The organism is Roseibium sp. M-1, assembly GCF_054515675.1.
This window is the reverse complement of the sequence record NZ_CM137257.1, coordinates 5,593,100-5,617,713: the sequence shown is the minus strand read 5'-3', so window position 1 is coordinate 5,617,713 and position 24,614 is coordinate 5,593,100. Positions and strand designations below refer to the sequence as shown.

Genomic DNA, 24,614 nt, shown 5'->3' with positions numbered 1-24,614 from the left:
CTCGCTTCCAGGGCCTTGGGATCGAGCAAGTGGCCTGAAACTGAACCTGTAGCTTCAGCAAGCAGTACGGCGAGCAGGCCCCGGATCTGCGCTTCGCTTGTCCGGCGCGACACCGAGGTCCTGACTTTTCAGGACATCAAACCGGATTAGCGAACCAGGCAAAGGCGATCAGGCCGACGACGCCGAAGGCGAGGCCGACGCCGAAGGCGCCTGCGACTGCCAGCAGCGGCGTGCGGTTTTCCCGAACCCGGACCACCTTGCTGTCCATCGCGACCTGCCGCAGGCGGTTGTTGAGCCAGTCGCCTTCCAGCGCTTTTTCCCGCTCCAGAACGCGTTCGGCGATATATTCGGTCAGGCAGTCGGCCATGTCGTCGATATTGGCGGTTTCCAGGATGACGACGCGGCCAAGGCGCGTATCCTTCAGGAAACGGTAGGTGCGCCGGTCACCACCGACGGCCACATGGCTGGTGGCGTCAATCCAAAGGCGCGGCGTCGAGCCGGAAATGATCTGAAGAGAAAACTGGTCGTCGTCTTCCGGAATTTCCTTGAAGACGTCCTTGAGCTCGTCGGCGAGCATGTCGAGACGGGCCCGTTCGGTCTCCTGCAGTTCAACCACCACGTCCGAGCGTTCGACTTCACCGAGCTGAACCTTGCGGATCGCATCGCGCAGGGACCGCATGCGCGTATGGGGAACGACGTTATCCTGCATCTCAGACATGGGGTACTGACGACTCCGTTGCACTGCCTTTGGTGAATCAAGTCTTAACTGACTCTCGCCGGAGGGAAACAGCCGCACGGCTTTCCCGTACACGCTATCCACCGGCGATCCGGATATGGTTAACGAAGATTAAGGCATTTTTTGACCTCAAGCCAGCAAGGCAGTACTGGCCACCCGGCCTGATATTGGGTTATGCAAAGGCAAATGATGCATTCCGGAGGGTTAGGTCATGAAGGTTGACGGCAAGAAGTACCGGACGATCTGGCTGGCGGAAGACGGCGGCTCGGTCGAGATCATCGACCAGACGAAATTTCCCTTCACGTTCGAGATCGCCAAGCTCCATACGATGGAGGACGCGGCTCACGCAATTCGCGTCATGCAGGTGCGCGGCGCTCCCCTGATCGGCGCAACCGCCGCCTATGGCGTCGCGCTGGCGATGCGCACAGATCCCTCCGACGACAATCTGCACGCCGCCTGCTCGGCCCTGCTCGAAACGCGCCCGACTGCGGTCAACCTGCACTGGGCCCTCGACAAGGCGCGCAAATCGCTGATCCAGGTGGCGCCGGATGTCCGCGAGGCAGCCGCCTTCACCCTCGCCAACGATATCTGCGACGAGGACATCGCCATCAACATGGCCATCGGCATGCACGGCATGGAGCTGATCGCCGCCCTGGCGCGCACCAAGCGTCCGGGCGAGCCTGTCAACATCCTGACCCATTGCAATGCCGGCTGGCTGGCGACCGTCGACTGGGGCACGGCCACGGCGCCGATCTACATGTCCCACGACGGCGGCATTCCGGTTCATGTCTGGGTCGACGAGACAAGACCGCGCAACCAGGGAGCTTTCCTGACGGCCTGGGAACTCGGCCATCACGGCGTGCCGCACACGGTCATCGTCGACAATGCCGGCGGGCACCTGATGCAGCATGGCGAGGTCGATATCGTCATCACCGGCACGGACCGCACCACGGCGACCGGCGACGTCTGCAACAAGATCGGCACTTACCTGAAGGCTCTGGCGGCAAAGGACAACGACGTGCCCTTCTACGTCGCCCTGCCCTCGCCGACCATCGACGTCTCCCTGTCGGACGGTGTGCGCGAGATCCCGATAGAGGAACGCGGCGGCACTGAAGTCAGCCATATGACCGGCCGAACGGCCGCAGGTGTCATCGAGACCGTCGAGATCGTCGCCGAAGGGTCTCCCGTCGGAAACCCCGCCTTCGACGTCACCCCCGCCCGCCTCGTCACAGGCCTCATCACCGAACGCGGAGTGCTGGAAGCCAACCGCAAGTCCATCGCGGATGCTTTCCCGGAGCGGGTCAGGCTGAGCGCCTGACCTCATTTCTGCTCATCTCGAGGAGGACCGTAAGGTCCGTTTCGATGGCTGGGCGGCACACTCGGAACAAGTGGCCCATCCTTCGAGACAGCGCTTGCGCGCTTCCTCAGGATGAGGGTCCTTCTCAGCTTCGCCAGCGTGGCAATGCCTTCAAGTTCCCGATTTATCCAGATCAAGCGTGAACGGTCTTCCTGGCAGTATTACTCGATCACCGGCACATGCGGCGCCCGCTCCTGGCCCAGAAGCCCCTTCAGCCGCGGGTCGTCCGCCACTTCGATTGCGCGCTTGTAGGGCCTGAAGCCACAAGCCTGATAGAAGGGCAGTGCTTGCGGGCTGTCGCCGGTGCAGGTGTGCACCCAGAACCGTTTCGTCTCCGGCCGCGACCAGACCATCTCAAGCGCCTCAGACATCAGCCAGCGTCCGAGACCGCCCCCGATGGCGCCCGGCGTCAGACCGAAATAGGCAAGTTCCGGCTCTTGCCGGTTTGTATAGTCCAGCTCCAGCATGCCGATCGGCTTGCCGTCCTTCACCGGAAGAAAGTTTTCGCGAGCCGGCTCGGCCAGCAGGGATGCCAGTGCGGTGTCGTCATAGGTCAGGCGTCCGAACCAGATCCAGTCCTCCCCGACCTCCCGGAACAGCTTCCGGTAGCCGTCGATCCCCGGGTTATGCCAGCGTTCCAGCGTGACGTCGCTGCGCGGTGGCGCAAGCGGTGTTTCCGGGGCCTGGAGCATTTCCAGAAAGGTCACCACGAAGGCGACCTTGCCGCCGGGAATATCCGTATAGCCGTCCAGGTTCAGCACGTCCGTCACCCAAGTTCTCCCAAGTTCAAATATCCTGCCAAGGGCGATAGCAGCCCGCTCTTTTCGAACCAAGGGACAAATGGCGTATTGCGGAAAATTAACGGGCCATTAACCACGAAATGCCACAGTCGGACCAGATCCGGGAAAGAGGCTCATGGCAAAGGTCGGAAACTACGTCCAGAGGGATTATCACAAGACTTTCAGCTCGCGCCGGAAGTCGACCTGGTCCGACTACAACAAGGGCTGGAACCAGCGCCGTGAAGGCTCCGCGCAGAAGATGCAGCAGATGCGCAACATCGCCAACACCTTCGCGACCATCGGCATCCAGGCCTCGCAGTCCAATACGCTTTATGTGATGCAAAACCAGGGCAGCCTTGGAAACTATGGCAACCAGACGGCGGCTTTGTCCCGCATCAACGTCCTGGTTTGAGCCGTCCTCCGACGGCATAACGGCCTGTATAAAGGCCTCAGAGCAACGACAGTTACCACAAAATAACGTAACGGCATGCCTCCAGGCATCCCGTTAAGCCATTTTTCATAGATCCGGGAGCTATGCTGATTCGGTCTTAGGAAAAGGCACACCCATGTCGTCTATCGGCAACTATACCCAGAAGGGCTCCCAGAACCGTTACAGCAATCGCACCAGGACGTCCTGGGCGACCTATAACAAGGCATGGGCCAAGCGACGGCAGGCAGCAGAAAAGCGGTTCGATCAGCTGAGCAACATGGCTTATGCCATGCAGGTCGCCAATACCCAGGCCTCCCAGGCAAGCGCCCTCTTCGTCTTGCAGAACCAGGGCCGGCTCGGCACCTATTCCAGCCAGACCGCCGCCATGGCGCGGATCAATCTGGTGGTCTGAGGCATGGAGAGTAAGCGCTGGGGAAAAAAGTTTAGACTGACTTGCGTCACGCTGGTTCATTCCACCATTAATCAGGAAGAGTGCCAAGCGATCGAAAATTGATATGAAATTGCTTTTCATCCCTTCGTCAGAACACCGTTTCAGGCTTTTCTTGACCGCGATACTATTTGGTCTGTCTGTTGTTAACTCCAATTCTAAAGCAGACGTTGTCCCATTAACACCAGAGCAAAATCTAGCGGTGTTGGCAAAATTCATGCCTAATCGGTTCTCTGGTGACACAAATTTCGAAATATGTGCGCGCTCTTGGCGACAAAATCGATCACCTGATTTCTGCGACGAATACTATAGAGAAGTCCGAGAATTCGCGGAAGAAAATGCAGGAGGACTTACAGAGGATCTTTTCTTTCATATGATCGATTTTTATATCGGATTACATGATCAAGCAGATCCAAAATGCAAAAGTATCGGCGAAAGAACCACAAAATATTGCGGAAATATGTACTCGGAACTTTATAAAAACTTACTGAAGGAATTTAAAGGTCACTATGGCTATTGACGTTTTCGCAGCCATCGACCGAGGCTGCTTGGACACCAGTTCAAGTTGCAGTCGCATTTGATCGGCTGATTGTCTCAAGATAACCAAAATTCTTCTCAGATCGAGCCGATCGTCTTCAGCTTGATGCGCGGATGGACTTCCGCCTGGCTCATGATGGTGGTGTGGGCGCGGAAGCGCTCGACGATGGAGCGCACGAAGGGCCGTGTCTGCGGCGAAGTCAAAAGCACGGGAACCTCGCCCTGCTGGGCGGCCTGCTCGAAGGCATCGCGCACCCTGCCGACGAATTCCTGCAGCTTGCTGGGCTGCATGGCGAGCTGGCGGTCGTCGCCCTCGCCGATGATGGATTCCAGGAACGCCTGCTCCCATTGCGGCGACAGCGCGATCAGCGGCAGATAGCCGCCGGGCGCCAGGTTCGCCGCACAGATCTGGCGGCCGAGCCGCATGCGCACATGTTCGGCAATGTGGTCGGTGTTGCGGGTCATGCCGGTTGCTTCCGACACGCCTTCCAGGATGGTGCCGAGATCGCGCACCGAAATGCGCTCGCCGAGCAGGGTCTGCAGCACGCGCTGGACGCCGGAAACTGTGATCTGCGACGGCACCAGATCCTCCACCAGCTTGGCCTGCTCGCCCTTCAGTTCCTTCAGGAGTTTCTGAACGTCGCCGTAGGTCAGGAGTTCGCTGATATTGGCCTTGATGGTTTCGGTCAGGTGCGTCGACAGCACCGTTGCCGGATCGACCACCGTATAGCCGCGCAGGGACGCATCCTCGCGGTATTGCGCTTCCACCCAGGTAGCCGGCAGGCCGAAGGTCGGTTCGGTTGTATGGGTTCCGGGCAGCTTCACCTGGCCGCCGGCTGGATCCATGACCATGAAATGGTTCGGATATAGCACGCCGCGGCCGGCCTCGACTTCCTTGACCTTGATGACGTAGTCATTGGCGCCGAGCTGGATATTGTCGAGGATACGCACCGGCGGCATGATCACACCCATGTCGCCCGCGATCTGACGGCGCAGCGCCTTGATCTGCTCGGTCAGGACGTCGTTCTCTCCGGTCGCCCTGCCGTTGATCAGCGGCAGCAGCGCGTAGCCGAGTTCGATCCGGAGCTCGTCCATCTTCAGGGCGTCGGTGATCGGCGGCTCGGGCGGCGGCTTCGGCGCGTCTTCCACCGCCTTGATCATCTCGGCCTTCGCCGCTTCCTTCTTCTTCTTCGCTCCGACCGAATAGGCGAGATAGCCGGCAAGGCCGGCAAGGCCGAAGAACGGGATCATCGGCATGCCGGGCAGGAGCGCCAGGATAACCATCACCGCGGCCGACATGCCGAGGGCCTTGGGATATCCGGTGAACTGGCTCGCCAGTGCCTTGTCGGCCGCCCCATGCACACCGGCCTTGGACACGAGCAGACCTGCAGCCGTCGAGACGATCAGCGCCGGGATCTGCGAAACCAGGCCGTCGCCGATGGTGAGCAGCGTATAGTTGTTGGCCGCCTCGGAGAAACTCAGCTCCATCTGGGCGACACCGATGAAGATACCGCCGAGGATGTTGATGAAGGTGATCAGCAGCCCGGCGATCGCGTCGCCACGCACGAATTTCGAGGCACCGTCCATGGCACCGAAGAAGGAGCTTTCATCTTCCAGTGCCTTGCGGCGGGACTTGGCTTCCGCCTCGTCGATAAGCCCGGCGGACAGATCCGCGTCGATCGCCATCTGTTTGCCCGGCATGGCGTCCAGGGTGAAGCGCGCCGCGACTTCCGCAATACGCCCGGAACCCTTGGTGATGACGACGAAGTTCACGATCACCAGGATGGCGAAAACGATGATCCCGATGACGAAATTCCCGCCCATGACAAGATTGCCGAAGGACTGGATGACGTTGCCGGCCGCCGCCGTTCCCTCGTGGCCGTTCGCCAGGATCAACCGTGTCGACGCGATGTTCAGACCGAGCCGGAGCATGGTCGCGATGAGGAGAACGGTTGGGAAGGACGAGAACTCGAGCGGCTTCTGGATGAAGAGGCCGGTCATCAGGATCATGACGGAAAAGATGATCGACACCGCCAGGAACGTGTCCAGCATCACCGGCGGCATCGGCAGGATCAGAAGGGTGAGGATCACCAGGATGCCGGTGGCAAGGCCGACGTCGCCACGGCGCAGGGTGTCGAAGATTTCCCGGAAGCTGGGCAGGCCGGAAACGCCAGTCCCCGCTGCCGGGGCGGCTGCTCTCTGTTCCGGTGCGGGGCCTTTCGCCCCGCCGTCTCCGCCTGCTGCCGTATCCGACATTCTGCTTCCGGTTTCCTGCGGGCACCGCGGCCGGTTTCCCGGCGGCGCGCTCCCTACACGTTACTCAATTCGGTCTCAGGCCCTCGCCTCGCCGGGCGCGGGAACACTTACACCTTCATCGGTATATTGATTCAGCTTGTTGCGCAGCGTGCGGATTGAGATACCCAGAATTTTCGCTGCATGGGTCCGGTTGCCGAGGCAATGGTCCAGCGTATCGAGAATGAGGTCGCGCTCCACATCGGCAACAGTCCGCCCGACAAAGGAGCGTGTCACCGCTTCGGCGGTCAGGGCCGCGCGTTCCGCCGCGCCCTTGGAGACCGTCAGCGGTGTGCCGTCGGGCATGCGGATCGCCTCGACGCCGATTTCGGCACCGGAGGCCAGCAGCACCGCCCGGTGCATCGTGTTTTCCAGTTCGCGCACGTTGCCCGGCCACGGATTGGCTATCAGTGCCTGGCGCGCCTCGACGGAAAGCGGCAGGACCGCAACGCCATTGGCATCGGAATAGTGTTTGATGAAGAACTGGGCGAGTTCCATGATGTCCGCCGGGCGCTCGCGCAGGGCCGGCAGCTTCAGGTTCACCACGTTGAGGCGGAACAGCAGATCTTCGCGGAAATGGCCCTGACGCACGCTTTCGGCAAGATCGCGGTTGGACGTTGCCAGGATCCGGATATTGACCGGCACCGGCCGTGTCCCGCCGACACGGTCGATCACGCGCTCCTGGATCGCGCGCAGGAGCTTCGCCTGCAGGCGCACGTCCATTTCGGAGATTTCATCGAGCAGCAGCGTGCCGCCGTCGGCTTCCTCGAACTTGCCGATACGGCGCGCGACGGCACCCGTGAAGGCGCCCTTCTCGTGGCCGAAGAGTTCCGATTCCAGGAGATGCTCGGGTATGGCGGCACAATTGATGGAGATGAACGGCCTGGAGGCCCGGTTGGAGCATTTGTGCACGTGGCGGGCGATGACTTCCTTGCCCGTGCCGGATTCGCCGGTGATCAGGACCGAGGCCTCGGAGGGCGCCACCTGCTCCGCAAGCTTGACCACCGATGCCATCGCATCGTCACGGTAGATCAGGTCGCCGCGTTCCTGGGCAACTGCGGCGAGGACCGCTGCGATCAGCTCCGGATCCGGCGGCAGCGGGATATATTCCTTTGCCCCGGCCCGGATCGCGGAGACCGCAGCCTGGGCGTCCGTCTCGACGCCGCAGGCGACAACGGGAACATGAACGCGCTCGTTCTGGAGCTTTTGAATGAGGCCGGCAATGTCGAGATGAACCTCGACCATCAGGAGATCGGCGCCGCGGCCGGACCTGAGCACCCTCAGCGCCCCCTCGATGTCGTCGGCATGGGTGACCTGGGCACCGCCCTGCATCGCGATCTTCGACGCCGTGGTCAACTGGCCGCCAAGGGTTCCGACAATTAACAGACGCATCCGCTATTTTCCTATCGATCCGTCTTGATGATTTCCGTCATTGTCACACCGAGCTTGTCCTCCACAAGGACGACTTCGCCGCGCGCAACCAGGCGGTCATTCACGTAAATATCGATGGCCTCGCCGACCTTGCGGTCGAGCTCCAGCACCGTGCCGGAGGCCAGCTTCAAAAGGTCCGACACGTGCATCCGGGAATGCCCGAGTACCGCCGAGATGCGAACCGGGACATCGAAGACCGCTTCAAGGTCCGCAGCCGATTGCGGACCGTGCGGCTCGTTGTCGTCGACATGGCGCTGCGGAGCTTCCAGCTCGTCGAGCGGAATGTTGTGGTCCTGTTCCTCGCTCATACGTCAGTATCCTTTTCCGCCGACGCATCGGACGGGATCTTGCGATTTTCGCTGTTGCGCGTCCGCAGGTAAGCGCGGATGCTGCCGTCGATTTCTGCCTCGATGGCCTTCCGGTCGCGCCTGATGCCGCCATCGGCCCATTCGATATGGCAATCGCCGCGGCCGATATCGGGTTCGCCCAGGATCACGAGGCGGCCCTCGAAACCCTTCTCGTGAATGATCGGGTCCACTTGCGCCTTCAAGGCCTCGACATCCTTTTCGGCAATGCGAATGACCAGGTGCGGCGCCTTGCGCAGCGGTCCCAGGCATTCTGACACCAAAGCCACCGTCTCGGCCAGCGGTTGGCGGGCGATCAGATGGGCGCACAGGCGTCTAGCCACAAGAAATGCGAGGCTGATGGCATCTTTCTCGCGCACGGCGTTCTGTTCGTCCAGGGTCTGCAGAACATCTCCGACGACCCCTATCAGCCGGCCGACTTCCTGTGTCAGCAGCGTCTCCTGCTTGGTCTGCAGGTCCTGCAATGCCTTGACCCGGCCTTCCTCGAAAGCCTGGGCCCTGGCTTTCTTCAGGATTTCTTCGTGCTGTGCGACCGGCATCATCGGGATTTCCGGTTCAGGCGGTGCGACCACCTCCGGCTCCTCCGGTTCGGAGAAGTCGGTGTTGAACAGAAATTTCGACGGGTTGGTCATGCTGCCCATTCTGCTGTAAGTGCCTGCCGATTGCCGCATCAGTAGATAATTTCATCCTCACCCTTGGACTTGGAGATCATGATCTCGCCCTTGGCCGCCAGGTCCTTGGCCTTGTTCACCATGCCCGTCTGGGCCTCGTCGACGTCACGCAGACGCACCGGCCCGAGCGAATCCATGTCGTCCTGCAGAAGCTTCGCGGCGCGCGAGGACATGTTGCCGAAGAAGAAGGTGCGCGCAGAATCCGTGGAGCCCTTGAGGGCAATGGCAAGAGCGTCCTTTTCGACGTGGCGCAACAGTGTCTGAGCACTGGCCGCGTCGAGTTTCAAAAGGTCGTCGAAGGTGAACATCAGGGTCTTGATCCTGTCCGCGGCCTCGCGGTTGTCCTCTTCTAGCGCTGCCAGGAAACGCGCTTCGGTCTGCCGGTCGAAATTGTTGAAGATCTCCGCCATCATCTCGTGGCTGTCGCGCCGCGAGGTGTTGGTGAGGTTCGACATGAATTCGACGCGCAGCGTCTGCTCGACCTTTTCCAGGACTTCCTTCTGCACCGCGTCCATGCGCAACATGCGGCTGACGACTTCCAGCGCCAGCTCTTCCGGCAGGATTCCGAGGACGCGTGCGGCATGGTCGGAATTGATCTTCGACAGCACCACCGCAACGGTCTGCGGGTATTCGTTCTTCAAGTAGTTGGCGAGAACGTTTTCCTGGACGTTGGAAAGCTTCTCCCACATGTTGCGGCCGGCAGGTCCCCGGATTTCCTCCATGATGATGGAGACCTTGTCCCCGGACAGGAAACTGGAGAGCAGACGCTCGGTCGCGTCGACGTTGCCGGTGAGCGCCCCCTTGGACGTCACCCGGCGAACGAAATCCTTGAAGAGATTTTCCAGCATTGTCGGCGTGACGGGGCCGAGATTGGCCATCGCCGCGGACACCTGGCGCACCTCGATTTCGTCGAGTTTTTCCCAGATCGGCGCGCCGTGCTGCTCGCCGAGCGCCAGCAGCAGCACCGCCGCCCGCTCTGCACCCTTGAGCTCCCGGTCCTCATGCTCGGCGCTGACCTTGAGCTGTTTCTGGAGTTGATCGCTTACCATCAGGCCGCCTGCTCATCCAGCCAGCCGCGGACGATGGTCACCGCCTCGGTCGGATGGTCCTTGATCATGTCACCCACCTTGGTGATCGAGCTGGCCTGCATCGCGCCTTCCTGTTTGGCCTGTTCCAGCCACTCGATCACGAACTCGTCTTCCTTGGGCTCTTCCTTCGGCACTTCGGTCTCGATCACCAGGGTGCCGTCCGGCCCGATCATCAGTTCCTGCGGCTGTTTTTCTTCCGGTGTCACGATGCGGCGCAGCAGCGGCCGTACCACGAAGAGCAGCAGCATCACGGAAATCACGAACAGCACGCCGAGTTCGGAGAAGCGAACGATGTCGTCCCGGGTGAAGTCAAAGAGATTGTCGGATTCGGCAAGAAGATCATCCTGCGGCGGCAGCGCGAACTGCAGGTTGACCACTTCGACGACGTCGCCACGCTCGGCATCGAAACCGACGGCGGAGCGAACCAGCACGGCGATCCGGTCGAGGGTTTCCTGCGCACGCGGCGTATAGGTACTGCCGCCATTGCCGTCGGGCTGATAAGTGCCGTCGACAAGCACGGCGACCGACAGACGTTTCACCTGGCCTGCCTCGACAACTTCAGTCCGTGTGGCGCGGGAGATCTCGTAATTGACGATCTCCTCGGTCAGCGTGGCGGTATCGCGGTCGCCACCGCCCTGATCGGCATCCGCGTTCGGCAACTGGTTGGCAACCGTCACCTGGCCGTTCCGCGACAGATTGGAGGAAGCTTCTTCCTTGGTCTGTGTGGAGCGGACCACCTGCCCCTCCGGATCGAAGGTCTCGGTGGTTTCGGTCAGGCGGTTATAGTCGACTTCCGCATTGACGCGGACGCGGGCGCGGCCCGGACCGACGACGGAATTCAGGATTTCCTCGATCTGGTTGCGCAGGCGGCCTTCGACCTCGACGGTCCGCTCCTGTAGCGACGTGGACAGAATGCCGTCTTCGTCCCCGCCCGCTCCCGATGCCAGCAGGCGGCCGCTTTCGTCGACGATGGAGACGCGATCCGGATCCAGTCCGTCGACGGCGGTTGCCACAAGATGCTGCACGGCGCGGATTTCACCGGGCCCCAGCGCACCGCGCACGTTGAGCACGATGGAAGCCGACGGCGGACGGCGGTCTTTCTGGAAGAGTTGCTTTTCCGGGATCACCAGATGCACGCGGGCGGCCCGGATACGGTCCAGGGACCCGATCGTGCGGGACAGCTCGCCTTCCATGGCGCGCAGGTGATTGATGTTCTGGACGAAGCTGGTGGCGCCGAGCGTGTCGCTGCGGTCAAAGATTTCATAGCCGATGGAGCCGCCGGTCGGCAGGCCTTCGCTGGCCAGCTGCATGCGCAGCCGCGCGACCTGCTCCTTGGGCACCAGGATGGTCGCGCCTTCCCGCGCCAGATCGAACTGCACACCCTGGCTTTCCAGCTGGGTGACGATGGCAGCGGAGTCCTCAAGGGTCAGCTCGTTGTAGAGCGTCGTCATCTGCGGCGCCGTGACCCGGAAGATGATGAAGGCAAAGACACCGATCAGGATGGCGGCAACCGCCCCCATCGCCGCGATCCGCGCCGGTCCCAGTGTTTTTATGAATTCAGTCAGTCCGCTCACGAATGCCCGCCCGCATCTGGAAACATGTCCTTGCCGTTATTATTGGAGTCGGCTAGGCATGCCACACCTTCGATGGGCAAAATTTGCCGCCCGGGTGGTTAACAAGTGGTTAACAAAACCTTTACCAGGGCAGTTCGTCGGCGGTTTTCTGCGGTTTCTGTTAATGCATTTCGCAACTGAGGTGGGGAAAAACTGCCTACCCCATTAATTTTTGGATAAGTTCCGCGGCGGGAACCCGAATGCCCCCAAATCAAATCACGGCAAACTCCGGACAAATAAAAAGGCCGGCAGAGCCGACCCTTTCCATGCGCACCGATTTGCGCCTTTTACGGATGCCCGGATCAATTCCGGTACTGCTGGATCCGTGTCGCCCGCAAACCTGCAAGACCATGTTTTTCGATAGAGCTCTGCCAGGAGAGGAACTCCTCCACCGTCAGCGTATAACGCTGGCAGGCTTCTTCCAGAGACAGGAGACCACCGCGAACAGCGGCGACCACTTCGGCTTTGCGGCGGATGACCCACCGTTTCGTCGAGGTCGGGGGTAGGTCCGCTATGGTAAGCGGGCTCCCGTCCGGTCCGATGACATATTTAACACGCGAACGAATCTGTTCGGTCATTGTACTCTCACACTAACCATGACCAAGGTTGATTTTGAGACTACAAGAGGACGCTTAACAAACGCCTAAAGCAAAATTGTATTTTTATTAACTATAAAATCTAAATTTAGTGAATGATATTTAGGAAAATACAAAAAGAAACACTTCAATTCTAAATAGCTATATATCATTTTGTTAACCAAAACGACCAACCCTCGCAAATTGCAAGGCAATTCGACCGCGCGCAAAACCTGCGCCGATCCGCGAGGGCTTGGCCGGAAATTTTTTTGAGCCGGCGAACAGCTCTCTCAAGCCACGGTGGCAACCGGGAGATTGCTGAACGAACATGTGAAATTTTATCAGGTAGGACGGCTGGAAGCACTCAGGGCTCGCGCAATGCCGCAGACCGGGCCAGGCATCGTGCTATCGCCCGGTGACATCGCTGGCAGCGTTAGCCAACCAAAACAAACGCCCCGGAGACACTCCGGGGCGTTAAACGGCAAATGCCAAGCCGGTTTGCTTCCGTCAGGACGGACGAGCAACCGAAACGACGGAGCTGACCGGGAATTCCTGGCTTCCGACCTTCAGCACCGCCTCGCCGCTCGACCAGTCGACGCTGTCGACAATGCCGGAGACAGTCGTCTTGACCGTTTCCGGCCGGCTGGACGCGTCCTTCACGTTGAAGGAGATCGTATAGAGGCCGTTGACCGCCTGCTGGCCGCTGTCCGTCTGGCCGTTCCAGTTGAACGTCCCGTCGCCCTTGTCCAGCTCGACATCGCCGCTATAGACCACCGCCCCGCTTGAGTTGCGGATCTCGAAGGTGCCTGTCGCATCCTCCGCAACTTCGTAGCTCCAGCTGGCCTTGCTGCCCGACAGCGTCGTGGTGGATGCATCCGCCGTGACTTCGTTGCCGATATAGCTGACATAATTCATGCTGGTGCTGCTTTGCAGCGTCGCGATGATTGCTTCCAGGTTCTGGTTCTGCTTGATCGACTGCTCGACATTCGAATACTGCACCAGCTGGTTGGTATATTCGGCAGAATCCAGCGGATCGAGCGGATCCTGGTTCTGGATCTGTGTCGTCAGAATTCGGAGGAACAGATTGTAGTCCGCGATCAGCCCTGCCGAGCCGGTGGAGCTGCTTGTCTGTGTCGATGTTCCGGACGTTGAAGAAACCGTCGTCATCTTAAAACTCCTGGAGCGGAACGCGCCCCGTTAGACTTTCATGTCCAGGCCGCCGCGCTGGCGCGCAAGTGTCAACCTGACGATATCCTCCGCCACCGGATCGGCTTCATCCGCTTCCCCGGGTCCGCTGCCACCCTGTCCTGCTGCCTGAACGCCGGACTGGTCGTTACCCGAAGCGAAGTCGCGGTTGCCGTCCTGCTTCAGGGAAAACTGCATGTTTTCGGAATCTGCTGTCAGCCCGGCATTTTCCAGAGCCCGCTCCAGCCCGCGCTGGTCACGCAGGAACATGTCCAGTGTTTCCGGCCGGTCGACAATCAGGTGCGTATGCACGCTGCCGTCGGAGTTGACCTTCATGTGAACCTCGACACGGCCGAGTTCCGGCGGATCGAAGCGCATCTGGAAGCGGGTCTGGCCGTTTTTCAGATTGCGGGCGATTTCCGCGGCAACCTGGGTCGACACATGGGCAGACTGGGTCTGGTTCGGCGTCTGCAGGCTTTCGGTCCGCACCGCCCCGCTCATGTCGCCGCCGCGCACGGTGGCCGCGCCGAGTTCACCGGCTCCCCCCGGCGTCAGCCTGGTAACGGCAAGATCCGCATCGTCGTCAGCCACATCGGCCGCAGCAGTTGCGGCCGCAATTGGTGCGGCGACGGCAGGGCTGGCCGGCCGGCCGGCCGGTGCCTGACCGCCGTCGGAATTATCCAGTCCGATCCTTTCCAGGGCCGACTGGCCGGCCCGGCCGGTGTCGTCCTGAAGTCCGGACTTGACCGTGACGGCGCCAGCATCGGCACCATCTGCACTCGCCTGTTCCTCAGGCAGCGCGGAAACCGGCACGGCGCCTTCCTGCCTCGGCGCAAGGACCTGAAGCTGACTTGTGCTTTCGGCCGGCACTTGCGCCGTGACCGTCTGGGCAGGCGCTCCGGAGGCCGTCAGCGGCGCGGACTTGCCGTTCGCGCCCGCTGAAGCCGCCGCCTCCCCGGCAGCATCTGCGGATTTGCCAACAACGGCCATGGTCAACGGTTGCCCGGCGGGTGCATCCGCCGGCACCGAAGCGGAGGCGGCCGGCTGTGCGGCGGCACCTGAAACGGTGTCCTGTCCACCGGCCTGGCCCTGGTTCTGAGCAGCTCCCCCATCGGCAACGACCGCCGGCTTCGCTGCACTGAACCCGGCCGCCACTGCGGCGGTCACAGCCTCGGCATTTCCGGAGGATGCGGCAGCCACACCCGCGACGTTTGCAGCAGCAGGGCCGGTTGCGGCGTTACCGGGGACGGGGGCAGGAAGTCTGTCGGCAATCCGCAGACCTTCTGTCCCGATATCCGGCCGCGTTGCTGCGGGCTGACCGGCAACCGGCGCCGCGGCTGCGCTGCGTGCCGGAACATAGGTTTGCGCCCGCAATTCCTGCGGCAGTTCGTTTTGCCAGCGCCGGTCCTTGGCGACAGGCACCGTCCGGGGACCGTCGGCCGCGGGCGCGGCTGCGCCCGTTACCTGAGCGCCCGTTACCTGTGCGCCCTGAACACCAGACACCTGGGCACCGGCACCCGCTGCCGTGTTCTGTCCATTTGCAGCTGCACCGGCTTCGGCCTGACCGCCAGCGCCTGCACCGGACGGCAAGGGCGCCGTTTCTCCGGCTGTGCCAGGCAGGGTCGCCGGCGCTCCCGTGGCTGCTGGCACTCCTGCACCTACCGGAACTCCCGAGGCTGCAGGCGGAACTGCTGCGGGCACGGCACCACCGGAAGGCAGAGCACCGCCTCCAGGGAGGGCCGCGGCGACAGCTTCACCACTTTGTGAGGTGACGACTGCCGGCAGCACTTCAAACGGCAGAACGACAGCAGCAAAGGCCGTCTCGGCCGGAACATCTGCCAGTTCGCCCGCCGGAACATCTGCCAGTACGCCTGTCTGCCCTTCAGCCGATTTGGGTTCGGGGATGCCGGCAGTGTCGTTCGTCGCAGGACGAGCCTGCTTGGAGCCAGTGACAATGTCGCCCTTCGGCACCGGAAATCCGTCTGGCTGCGTCGGCACTGCGACTTCAGCCGCGCCGTCCACGACGGCTGGACGAACAGACGGCCGCGGCGCTGCAGCCAGCGCTTCCACGCCCACATCGGCTGCAGGAACGCCCTTGCCTGTACCGGACACTTCCTGAGCTGCACCCGGACCGGCGACAGCTTTCAGTTCGTTCGCAAATCCGGATCCCTTTGCACCCGCCGCCGCAGAACCGGCTCCCGGTCCAGCGGGTTGCAGCCCGAGCCCGCCTGCGGAAACACCACCGGCACCTGCGGCCAGGGCCGCGGCAGATACATCCGTTGTCAGTCCAATTGGCAGCACATTTGCCCCCAGTTCCTTGCCCGCCTGAAACAGGCACACTGCGTCACCGAAGTTGAAAGCAAACATCGGGCCAAACAGAAGATTTTATTCAAGCTACTGAAATCGTTATGTTTCTTTGTATGCACCAATTGCCACCCCCGCATTTTAGGCGGCAAGCTTTGCCGGTCGGGCAAAGCGTGCCTGCCATGCGGGGGAAGCAATTGGCTTTGCCGGGCCTTATCTGTATAGTGCCGCCAACTTTGAATAGGCCTCAGATCGCCGCCGTGTCATTGGGCGCGGTCGGCAGGGATGATACCCCGTATCGGGTATGCGTCCGGCCAGAGCGGAATGCCCGTGCGATCGGCCGAAGATTTCTGGAAGACTTCTTGATGCGAAACAGTCTGGATCTGCCCGGCCGCCCGGAAGACACGCGCGTCGTCGTCGCCATGTCGGGCGGTGTCGACAGCTCGGTCGTCGCCGCCCTGATGAAGGCGGAAGGTTATGACGTGATCGGCGTCACCCTGCAGCTTTACGATCACGGTGCCATGGTCTCGAAGGCCAAGTCCTGCTGCGCCGGCGTCGATATTCACGACGCCCGCCGCGCAGCGGAAAAGATCGGCATTCCCCATTACGTCCTGGATTACGAAAGCCGCTTCAAGGAGCAGGTCATGGACCGCTTCGCCGACAGCTATATTGCCGGCGAGACGCCGATCCCCTGCGTGTCCTGCAACCAGACCGTCAAGTTCACCGACCTTCTGAAGACGGCAAGGGACCTTGGTGCCGACGCGCTGGCAACCGGCCATTACGTGCGCTCGCACCAGCAGGGCAACAAGCGTGCGCTCTACCGCCCGGCCGATCTCGACCGCGACCAGAGCTATTTCCTCTTTGCCACCACGCAGGACCAGCTCGACTTCATCCGCTTCCCTCTCGGCGGCATGCCGAAGGCGAAGGTGCGCGAGCTTGCGGCCGAATTCGGCCTTTCGGTCGCCACCAAGCCGGACAGCCAGGATATCTGCTTCGTGCCGAACGGCGATTATGCGGAAGTCATCCGCAAGCTGCGCCCCAATGCGGCCGAGCCCGGTCAGATCGTCCATATGGATGGCCGGGTGCTGGGCGATCACGACGGCATCATCCATTACACCATCGGCCAGCGCCGTGGCCTTGGCGTTGCGACCGGCGAACCGCTCTACGTGGTCCGTCTGGATCCGGACCAGCGCCGGGTGGTGGTCGGCCCGCGCGAAGCGCTGGCGACCCATTCCATCCTGCTTCGGGAAATGAACTGGATCGGCGACCAGCCGCTGGACGAAGGCGACGAGATCGAGCTTTTCGCCAAGGTCCGCTCCACCCGTCCGCCGGCACCGGCCACCCTACGCATCCTCAACGGCAAGGCCTTTGTCGATCTCGGCAACGGCGAGACCGGCGTTGCCCCCGGTCAGGCCTGCGTTTTCTTCGATTCAGACGACGACACGGCACGGGTTCTGGGCGGCGGCTGGATCCACAAGACCGAGCGCACAGGCACCTGGGCGGTCGATTTTCCACAAGGCAAAGCCCCGGTTTCCGCGGCCTGAAGCTGCCTTCAAAAGAATGCGGCCGGGCGCCGATTCAACGCTTGACGCCCGCCCGCCGCCTCACTATAAGCACCCCACGTCGCGCGGGCCGCCCAGGCCCGGACCGCACGGATGGCGGAGTAGCTCAGCCGGTTAGAGCAGCGGAATCATAATCCGCGTGTCGGGGGTTCGAGTCCCTCCTCCGCTACCAACATTCCCCCTGTCCGATCCGGAGACATAGGTAACAGTTTGTACCGGAGACATGGGATACAACAAGGCGCCGAACAGGGCGTCGATCTTCCGCAGTGAGCCGAGGTTCAGGGCGGTGAACCCAATTCTTGGCGCATAGCGCTTCCCTCCATTCATGCGAGAAAGTTGCACCATCGAAGCCCGGGATCAAACACCCTAGAACCTGAAGGAAAACTTAAGTGCACCACTGTGGCTTGAATAGTCGTTTCCGATGGCGCCTTCATACTCTGCGGTAAGATCAAAACCGGAAGTATGGGTGAATTGCGCACCGGTCGACACACGGCCAACCACGTCGGCAAGCGCAAGCGTGCTTTCGAATGTCCCCGATCCCACGGGCGCCTCACTGAGTGCCGCCGAGGTGGTCCAGCTGTCCTCGGTGGAAAAGCTCACGCCGCCGCGGATAAAGCTGCGGGCCACCCAGCCATTCTGGAGGGCCAAACGTGCACCCAGTTCCAGCGCTGGAGTCGCCACGAACGTGGTCTGGCTCTCGCTGGCGACCTGCAGATTATAAATCCCCGCACCGCTTTCGTTGTAGCCGCTGGCAAAGGTGTTGATCACGTCAAGGTCGACGTACGGACGCACATAGGCCGTTTCGTTGCCGATGGTGTAGGCGGCGCGGATGCGGCCGGCAACCGTCGTCACGTCCATATCGCCGCGGGCGACACCATTGAAACTTGGCAGATCGATCAAGCGCTTGGTGTCGAAGACCCCGTAGCTTCCCGACACCGCACCCGACAGCAACCACCCTTGCCATTGCCGTTTCAATGCCGCAGCAACGAAGCCGGTGTCACCTTCGACGTTGGACAAACCGTCATCACCGTCATAGGAGGAATTCTCGTAACCGGCAGCAAAGCCAACGAACCAATCGGGACGAACCTCGTATTGACCGCCGGCAGCGATGGCGAAGACATTGCCATCATAGCCGGGGCTGCCGCCCTGATCGACCGTTGCAGCGCCGACTTTGCTCCAGGAGCAGGATTCTTCCTCAAGGATCGCCGTGTCCCCGGCAAACACTGGGCAGCTCAAAACTTTACCGAGGCGGCCCGAGGCCAGTTGAGCCTGTGCAGCTGCTGCTGCCTGCGACCCTCCAGGTGCAAGAGCGGACAGAGCATTTGCAAAAGACTGACCGCTGGCGTCGTCCTTCGCCAAGCGATCAAAATCTGCGAGCAACCCTCCATAAGGACCACTCCCGGCGTCGAAGATGGCATCCAGGTGAGCGCCCATATTTTGTTGATTTCGGCTGAATACGCTGAACGCTCTTTCAAAGCGGGTGTCTGCCACAGATACCTTCACGGTGCTGCCTTCGGTGCGGAGACTGTAGTCGACAGCAGCGGTGTCTGCGGCTTCCAGCGAGCCGTTGAGCGTCCCGGCGACATTCACAACTTCGAGCTCAACATTAGGTGCCAGTGTGCCGGCATCCACCGAAAGTTGTCCGGAAAATGCCGCGTCGCCTTCAATCGAAAATATGTCGCTGCGGGCGCCGGCAAAGTCGACACCTACCTGCAAGGTGCCGATTTCGCTCTGAGTGAAATCTCCGGAGAGCCGTGTGGTGCCATTGTTGCCCCGATCGCCGATTTCCACAGTCCCGGCGTTGGTCAACGAACCGGTATAGACAGTTGCGCCCCGAAGCATGCCACCGGTGTTGTTTTGGATCAGTCCCGCAACCGGGTCGTCGTCCGCGTGTAGTCTGATGGATCCATCGATGACGCCGCTGTTGTCCACCAGCAGGGTACTCTCTCCAGAGACGCCTCCGTCATCGAGCGTTTCATGTCGAATTGCGTCGCCGCCGCTGCCCGCAAGAACGAGCGCACCTTCGGTCACCTCAACCGTGTTGTCCGTCGTGCCCCCCGATGTGAGGACCGCCGTGCCGTTCGATCCGGTTCCCCCCGTTACGGTTCCGTTTGTCTGAACACTGATGGCCTGCGTGTTCGCATAGCCTGCGCTTTGGGCGTAAATGCCGATCGAGCCTTCACCGCCCGCCGATATAGTACCGGACTGGACGACTGTAACGGCTCCGCCGCTGCCGGTGCCGTCGCCACCCGCAGGCGAAGTCGCGCTGCTGCCAGCGAAAACACCGTTGCTGTCTCCGGCGAGACCGCCACCGCCGCCGACGGACTGCGCCAGAATTCCGAAGGCGCCATCGCCGGATGTGGTGATGTCCGCATCGACGTCCACATAGATAGTGCCACCGGTACCATCGCCGTCTCTTACTCCGATTGAACCGTTGTTGAACGCCCTGCTGATATCACCCATCAAGCCGCCACCACCGCCAATCGACTGTGCGATGACGGCATGCGCTCCGCGTCCTGTGGTGGTAACTGTGGATCCTGAGTCCAGGGTCACCGACACCTCCGCGCCATTGCCTGTCGTGCCATCAGTGCCGTTGAGAGACAGGCTACTGATACTGCCGCCGTCAGCACTGCCCGATACGCCACCACCACCGCCAATGGATTGAGCCAGGATGCCGTAGGCGCGGTCGCCAATAGTTTTAATGGTTACGCCGGTGTCGATAGTGACCGTGCCGCCATTGCCGCTGTCTCCGCCGTTGCCACCCAAGGACAGCCTCAGATTGTGGCTATCGTCGTTGTCCGACGCTTCGCTGCTGCCGGCGCCACCGGTGCCGCCGCCACCGCCAATGGATTGGGCGATAAGAGCAAACGCATCATCGCCCTGCGTGCTGGCCGACAGCCAATCGCCACTCACGGAAACCGCGCCGCCGTTGCCGGACGCACCTCCGCTACCACCGATACCGCCACCGACGGCAATCTGGGCATCGGCAGAATCGGAACCGTCCGCGCCGTGGCCACCCCCACCGCCAATGCTCTGGAGCAGCACGCCGTGCGCGCCATAGCCCCGTGTTGCGACCGAAGCACCTGAGCCGGTAAGGTCTAAGTCAACCGTACCGCCGTTTCCGCCCGTGCCGCCTGTGCCGCCCACTGCGAGATCGAGAGAGGCGGTGGCATCGCTACCGGCAGCGACGGCGGTCCCGGCCGTGCCGCCACCGCCACCAATAGATTGCATTACGATGCCATCGGCCCAATCGCCCTGCGTGCTTACGCTGCCAGCGAAGGTAAGGACGGCGCCGCCGCCATTCCCGCCAGTGCCGCCCGTGCCGCCGACGGAAGCCGTGAGCGTGTAGCTTGTCTCTTCGTCACCGCCGGAGAATCCGCCTTCATTCTCGTCCCCGTCGCCATCATCGCCGGCGTCGCTACCGGCCGAGCCACCGATTCCACCGGAGCCGCCGATGGATTGAATAACGATACCGTCCGAATCTCCTCCAGTTGTGGTAACCCAACCCAGGGCGGCAACTGCAGCAGTTCCTGCGGTCGTGCTGTTGCCTCCGGTGCTGCCCACGTTGACGGAAACTGTGGCGGAAAGATCCGACGACTCGTCGTCGTCTTCGCCGCCGGTCTCCCCGGAGGCCGACAGACCGATGTTCCCTCCCTGGCTGGTGCCGCCACCGCCGGTGATGGCCTGCGCCACCACTCCATGTGAGTTTGCGCCGTAGGTTAATACGATCGACCCTGTGTCGAGATCGACGGTGGCGTTATCGTTGGAACCTGACGTTCCACCTGTGCCGCCAAGACCGATATTCACCGTGGCATTGAAGCCGCCACCGATTTTGTTGCTGCTGGAACTGCCGACACCGCCATTGCCGCCGCCGCCACTAATGGTTTGCGCAACAATTGCGTTGGCGTGGTCTCCATAGGTTTGGACGCGGGAGTCAGTATCGAGGCCAACAATAACCACATCGGAATTCCCGCCGGAACCGCCGGTGCCACCGATACTGGTAGAGACATCGACCGAAATCGTATCGGCATCGCCAATGGTGTCTGCGAGGGAGGACGAGCCGCCGCCATCTCCGCCGCCGCCGCCGATGGATTGTGCCAGGATACCGAACGCACCGTCACCGCCTGTCGTAATTTCCGGGGCTTGATCGAGGCCGACGCTGACATTGTCGCCGTTGCCACCGACGCCACCAGACCCACCTACTGCGGTGGAAATCGTAACGGCAAAGGAAACATCTTCACCGGTCGGAGCTGCCAGGGTAAAGGCATCCGCCGTCGCTGTGCCACCGGTACCGCCACCGCCGCCGATGGATTGGGCAATCACGCCGTGAGAGTCTGTCGCGGACGGATTGGCGGCCGTACCATCAGACCCTTGATAGATACCTGTCGCGATAATGGTACCCTCGTCCAGCAGGATCTCGGAAGTCCCACCGTTACCACCAGGTCCACCGCTGCCGCCAACGGCGGTCTCGATGCTGATCCCGACGCTGCCATCATATCCCGATGCTGATCCCCCGGTACCGCCACCGCCACCAATCGACTGGTTGACAACGGCCGCCGCATTCGCTCCGAGTGTTTTTACAAGTGTGCGATTTAGTCTGGTTGTTGCGCTGTCTCCGGACCCACCGACGCCAGAGTTGCCGCCGAGTTGCACTGGAAGAAGTGACAAGACGTTCACTGCAAGTGCATTGCCTCCATTGCCGCCGCCGCCACCAATAGACTGATTAAGCAAACCTGTGGCGTTGTTGCCTCGCGTTTCGACACTAAACGCATCGAACGAGAGCCGGGTATCGCCGCCATTGCCACCTGCGCTCCCGGAAGCGCCCACCTGGATATTGGTGACCGTTGCGATGTCCACGCCTGTTGCCGAGCCACCGTTGCCGCCGCCTCCACCGACAGATTGAGCCATGGCGCCCACTGCAAAATCTCCAGTCGTCAGGATACTCGCCGGGCTGTTCGCCGCTGCCTTCGATCCGTCATCGCTGGGTGCATTCGGGCACCCGGATTCGGTGTCGTAGAAATTGGCGACACACACGGACCCGCCATTGCCCCCGGCACTGCCAGAGCCGCCGACACCGCCACGGCCAAGGTCACCGACCGAAAGGTCCAACACGCTACCGCCATTGCCGCCGCCCCCGCCGATGGATTGCGCGGTGATGCCATGAGAAAATTCGCCAGAAGTGCTTAGCGCACCACCGACATGATAGACCTCAACTTCGCCTCCATTGCCGCCCGCGGACCCTGAACCGCCGACGACAAAAATCCCTGCGGTGCCAGCCGCCGAACCGCCGCCTCCGCCGATGGACTGGGCAACGATCCCTATCGAGGCATCCCCGCTGGTTGTTACATTGCCATTGTTGGTAGCGTAAGCACGGGCGCCGTTGGAGCCGGCGCCCGCCTGGCCGCCAATGGACAATACGCCGCCGTTGACGCCGGCCACGCCGCCGCCACCGCTCAACGACTGGACGATGATGCCGTTGGAGCCGTAGCCCTGCGTCACGATAACGCCCGTGTTGTTTACAATCGCCTCTCCAGCCGAACCGCCGGCACCGCCGTCACCGCCGAGCCCCAGTAACAGTCCGGCTCCAATTCCGCCTGTGCCGCCGGATCCTCCAATGGACTGTGCGATAACGCCCGCCGCGTAGTCACCGCTCGTGGTGACTGCGGTGCCGGATGTGATTTCCACCTTTCCGGCATCACCGCCATTGCCTCCGTTTCCGCCGGAACCTGCCAGCACGCCCGTGAAATTATCGCCTGTCCCGCCGCCGCCGCCCACTGAGTGCAGAGTGATGCCGGAAGCAAAGTCGCCGGTCGTGGTCACCGACCCCGAACCGCTGTAAAAGCCGAGGTAACCTCCGTTGCCCCCAAGACCGCCGGTTCCGGCATTGCCTCCACCGAGCGCGCCGATGGATTGGCCCATGACGCCATAGGCTTCGTCTCCCGAAGTCGTGACCGAGCCGCCAAGGTTCACCTGGATGTCACCGCCGGCACCGCCGCGCCCACCGGTCGAATCCGAATTGCCGTTGCCGTTGCCACCCGCACCGCCCTCGGAGCGTGCTATCAGCCCCGCTACGCCGTCGCCATCGGTCACGATCGTGCCGGAAGGATTGGCAGTGACAGTTCCGGCCGCGCCACCGGCGCCGCCGGTAGCCTTGTCGGACGACTCTCCCCCAGCCCCCCCGAGAGATATGGCAAGGATAGCCGCCGACTCGCCCTGGATCTGGTTTGCCGAGGCCGAGGTATCCACACGGACTGTGCCATCGTTGAAGATATTGATCGACCCGGACGATGCTCCTGCACCGCCATCGTCGCTATCATCCTCCGAATCCGTTCCGTCGCCGCCCTGACTGCGGGCATAAAGACCTGCAACGCCGCTGGAGCCGGTTGCACGCTCGCTGTAAAAGACATTGACGGTGCCGTGGTTGGTTATGGTGACTGATCCGCCCTGACCACCTGGACCGTTGTCGTCGCCACCGGTACCGCCCTCGCTCACGGCTTCGACAGCGCGGCCCAGGTTTTCACCAGATACTGGTGCGCCATCGCTGCCGAATGCGATGGTCCCGCTAGCCGAATTCGTCACCGAGACCGCGCTACCGCCACCTGCCGGACCACCGTACTGATCACCGAACACCAGACTTGGGTTTTCGTCGCCGCCATTGCCGCCGGTGCTGTGCGCGCGGATACCGCGAAGTTGAGCATTTACGTCCTGCGTTGCGGATTGGTCGATGATGATGCTGGCGTTGTTTGTGATGGTCACGGTGCCACCGTCGGCACCCGAACCTCCGGTAGCGTTATCATCCGGTGTCGCGCCGCTTCCGCCGATGCTGTGGATCTCGATCGGTGCGATTTCAGAGACAGTGTTTTGCTGAGATGAGGTGCCTATCGCTGTGATGTCACCATTGTTGATGACCGTGATCGGGGGCCCAACAACGCCGTCTACTCCATTGTCGGTAGTTCCGTTTAACCCGTAGAATTGGAGATACAGCTCATTGCTGTTTTGGTTATAACTGGCAGCGTCAGTATTTTGCGAGAGCGTCGCGTCGTTTTCGAGTGTCATCGAGTCGCCGGACTGAAAGCCGTACTGGACGATCGAGACACCGCTTGTGGTGCCTGGGTCCAGGGTGCAGCTCGCACCCCAGCTGGGCACAGGGTAAGTACAATCATTTGCGTGGCCAGGGAGTGCATACGTAAGCGCGAGCACAGATGTTGTGACCAGAAATCCGTGCTTGGCCGTATGGGAGC

Annotated in this window: 17 protein-coding genes and 1 tRNA gene; 6 read left to right on the top strand and 12 right to left on the bottom strand. The window is 61.6% G+C overall.

Annotation, left to right across the window (positions count from 1 at the left end; translation table 11 throughout):
• Positions 1–136: 136 nt before the first annotated feature.
• On the bottom strand, positions 137–718 hold the full coding sequence (locus ACX3M4_RS25325; protein ID WP_459355747.1) for a hypothetical protein: 582 nt from the start codon (positions 716–718) through the stop codon (positions 137–139).
• 229 nt (positions 719–947) lie between these two features.
• Here ACX3M4_RS25325 and mtnA point away from each other — a divergent pair, with 229 nt between their 5' ends.
• Positions 948–2,054: an S-methyl-5-thioribose-1-phosphate isomerase gene (gene mtnA / locus ACX3M4_RS25320; protein ID WP_459355746.1), complete on the top strand. Its 1,107-nt coding sequence runs from the start codon at positions 948–950 to the stop codon at positions 2,052–2,054.
• A gap of 200 nt (positions 2,055–2,254) precedes the next feature.
• Here mtnA and ACX3M4_RS25315 read toward each other — a convergent pair whose 3' ends face one another.
• A complete protein-coding gene (locus ACX3M4_RS25315) occupies positions 2,255–2,863 on the bottom strand; it encodes a GNAT family N-acetyltransferase (RefSeq protein ID WP_459355745.1) in 609 nt (202 codons plus the stop codon).
• A gap of 145 nt (positions 2,864–3,008) precedes the next feature.
• On the opposite strand from ACX3M4_RS25315, the gene ACX3M4_RS25310 reads away from it, so the two are divergent.
• The 3 genes from ACX3M4_RS25310 to ACX3M4_RS25300 all read left to right on the top strand — a co-directional run bounded on the left by ACX3M4_RS25310 (position 3,009) and on the right by ACX3M4_RS25300 (position 4,270).
• Positions 3,009–3,284: a flagellar biosynthesis protein gene (locus tag ACX3M4_RS25310; protein WP_459355744.1), complete on the top strand. Its 276-nt coding sequence runs from the start codon at positions 3,009–3,011 to the stop codon at positions 3,282–3,284.
• A 154-nt stretch (positions 3,285–3,438) separates the two neighbouring features.
• Positions 3,439–3,714, top strand: coding sequence for a flagellar biosynthesis protein (locus ACX3M4_RS25305; protein WP_459355743.1), 276 nt, complete (start codon positions 3,439–3,441; stop codon positions 3,712–3,714).
• A 103-nt stretch (positions 3,715–3,817) separates the two neighbouring features.
• Entirely contained in the window at positions 3,818–4,270 is a 453-nt protein-coding gene (locus tag ACX3M4_RS25300; RefSeq protein WP_459355742.1) for a hypothetical protein, read from the top strand.
• A gap of 95 nt (positions 4,271–4,365) precedes the next feature.
• Here the strand turns inward: ACX3M4_RS25300 and flhA are convergent, their stop codons facing one another.
• The 9 genes from flhA to ACX3M4_RS25255 form a co-directional block, all read right to left on the bottom strand.
• Entirely contained in the window at positions 4,366–6,543 is a 2,178-nt protein-coding gene (flhA, locus tag ACX3M4_RS25295) for a flagellar biosynthesis protein FlhA (RefSeq protein ID WP_459355741.1), read from the bottom strand.
• 75 nt (positions 6,544–6,618) lie between these two features.
• Positions 6,619–7,971 (bottom strand): sigma-54-dependent transcriptional regulator FlbD, encoded by a 1,353-nt coding sequence (flbD, locus tag ACX3M4_RS25290; protein WP_459355740.1) that lies wholly within the window; start codon positions 7,969–7,971, stop codon positions 6,619–6,621.
• A gap of 11 nt (positions 7,972–7,982) precedes the next feature.
• The gene (gene fliN, locus ACX3M4_RS25285; RefSeq protein WP_459355739.1) at positions 7,983–8,318 is read right to left on the bottom strand and encodes a flagellar motor switch protein FliN; all 336 of its coding nucleotides are present in this window, start codon (positions 8,316–8,318) and stop codon (positions 7,983–7,985) included.
• On the bottom strand, positions 8,315–9,007 hold the full coding sequence (locus ACX3M4_RS25280) for a FliH/SctL family protein (RefSeq protein ID WP_459355738.1): 693 nt from the start codon (positions 9,005–9,007) through the stop codon (positions 8,315–8,317). The genes fliN and ACX3M4_RS25280 overlap by 4 nt, the downstream gene beginning before the upstream one ends.
• Before the next feature lie 38 nt (positions 9,008–9,045).
• Positions 9,046–10,095: a flagellar motor switch protein FliG gene (gene fliG / locus ACX3M4_RS25275; RefSeq protein WP_459355737.1), complete on the bottom strand. Its 1,050-nt coding sequence runs from the start codon at positions 10,093–10,095 to the stop codon at positions 9,046–9,048.
• A complete protein-coding gene (gene fliF / locus ACX3M4_RS25270; protein ID WP_459355736.1) occupies positions 10,095–11,708 on the bottom strand; it encodes a flagellar basal-body MS-ring/collar protein FliF in 1,614 nt (537 codons plus the stop codon). The genes fliG and fliF overlap by 1 nt, the downstream gene beginning before the upstream one ends.
• A gap of 341 nt (positions 11,709–12,049) precedes the next feature.
• Positions 12,050–12,325 carry a CtrA inhibitor SciP gene (gene sciP / locus ACX3M4_RS25265; RefSeq protein WP_008194991.1) on the bottom strand — a complete coding sequence of 92 codons (276 nt, stop codon included), beginning with the start codon at positions 12,323–12,325 and terminating at the stop codon, positions 12,050–12,052.
• 504 nt (positions 12,326–12,829) lie between these two features.
• Positions 12,830–13,489, bottom strand: coding sequence for a flagellar hook assembly protein FlgD (locus ACX3M4_RS25260; protein WP_459355735.1), 660 nt, complete (start codon positions 13,487–13,489; stop codon positions 12,830–12,832).
• Between the two features lie 30 nt (positions 13,490–13,519).
• Positions 13,520–15,874 carry a flagellar hook-length control protein FliK gene (locus ACX3M4_RS25255; protein WP_459355734.1) on the bottom strand — a complete coding sequence of 785 codons (2,355 nt, stop codon included), beginning with the start codon at positions 15,872–15,874 and terminating at the stop codon, positions 13,520–13,522.
• A gap of 299 nt (positions 15,875–16,173) precedes the next feature.
• Between ACX3M4_RS25255 and mnmA the strand changes: the two genes are divergently transcribed.
• Both mnmA and ACX3M4_RS25245 read left to right on the top strand, forming a co-directional pair.
• Positions 16,174–17,355: a tRNA 2-thiouridine(34) synthase MnmA gene (mnmA, locus tag ACX3M4_RS25250; protein WP_459355733.1), complete on the top strand. Its 1,182-nt coding sequence runs from the start codon at positions 16,174–16,176 to the stop codon at positions 17,353–17,355.
• Positions 17,356–17,468: 113 nt separating this feature from the next.
• Positions 17,469–17,545 (top strand) — tRNA-Met (locus ACX3M4_RS25245).
• A 194-nt stretch (positions 17,546–17,739) separates the two neighbouring features.
• Here ACX3M4_RS25245 and ACX3M4_RS25240 read toward each other — a convergent pair.
• Positions 17,740–24,429, bottom strand: coding sequence for an autotransporter outer membrane beta-barrel domain-containing protein (locus tag ACX3M4_RS25240; RefSeq protein WP_459355732.1), 6,690 nt, complete (start codon positions 24,427–24,429; stop codon positions 17,740–17,742).
• Between the last annotated feature and the right edge of the window lie 185 nt (positions 24,430–24,614).

Excerpts from the sequence above, each read along its gene's own strand:
- ACX3M4_RS25310 (WP_459355744.1), top strand. The coding sequence starts at position 3,009 with ATGGCAAAGGTCGGAAACTACGTCCAGAGGGATTATCACAAGACTTTC.
- sciP (WP_008194991.1), bottom strand. The coding sequence starts at position 12,325 with ATGACCGAACAGATTCGTTCGCGTGTTAAATATGTCATCGGACCGGAC.
- flbD (WP_459355740.1), bottom strand. The coding sequence starts at position 7,971 with ATGCGTCTGTTAATTGTCGGAACCCTTGGCGGCCAGTTGACCACGGCG.
- mtnA (WP_459355746.1), top strand. The coding sequence starts at position 948 with ATGAAGGTTGACGGCAAGAAGTACCGGACGATCTGGCTGGCGGAAGAC.
- fliG (WP_459355737.1), bottom strand. The coding sequence starts at position 10,095 with ATGGTAAGCGATCAACTCCAGAAACAGCTCAAGGTCAGCGCCGAGCAT.
- fliN (WP_459355739.1), bottom strand. The coding sequence starts at position 8,318 with ATGAGCGAGGAACAGGACCACAACATTCCGCTCGACGAGCTGGAAGCT.
- flhA (WP_459355741.1), bottom strand. The coding sequence starts at position 6,543 with ATGTCGGATACGGCAGCAGGCGGAGACGGCGGGGCGAAAGGCCCCGCA.
- ACX3M4_RS25305 (WP_459355743.1), top strand. The coding sequence starts at position 3,439 with ATGTCGTCTATCGGCAACTATACCCAGAAGGGCTCCCAGAACCGTTAC.
- ACX3M4_RS25325 (WP_459355747.1), bottom strand. The coding sequence starts at position 718 with ATGTCTGAGATGCAGGATAACGTCGTTCCCCATACGCGCATGCGGTCC.
- ACX3M4_RS25255 (WP_459355734.1), bottom strand. The coding sequence starts at position 15,874 with ATGTTTGCTTTCAACTTCGGTGACGCAGTGTGCCTGTTTCAGGCGGGC.
- ACX3M4_RS25260 (WP_459355735.1), bottom strand. The coding sequence starts at position 13,489 with ATGACGACGGTTTCTTCAACGTCCGGAACATCGACACAGACAAGCAGC.
- ACX3M4_RS25300 (WP_459355742.1), top strand. The coding sequence starts at position 3,818 with ATGAAATTGCTTTTCATCCCTTCGTCAGAACACCGTTTCAGGCTTTTC.
- ACX3M4_RS25240 (WP_459355732.1), bottom strand. The coding sequence starts at position 24,429 with ATGACACTCGAAAACGACGCGACGCTCTCGCAAAATACTGACGCTGCC.
- ACX3M4_RS25280 (WP_459355738.1), bottom strand. The coding sequence starts at position 9,007 with ATGACCAACCCGTCGAAATTTCTGTTCAACACCGACTTCTCCGAACCG.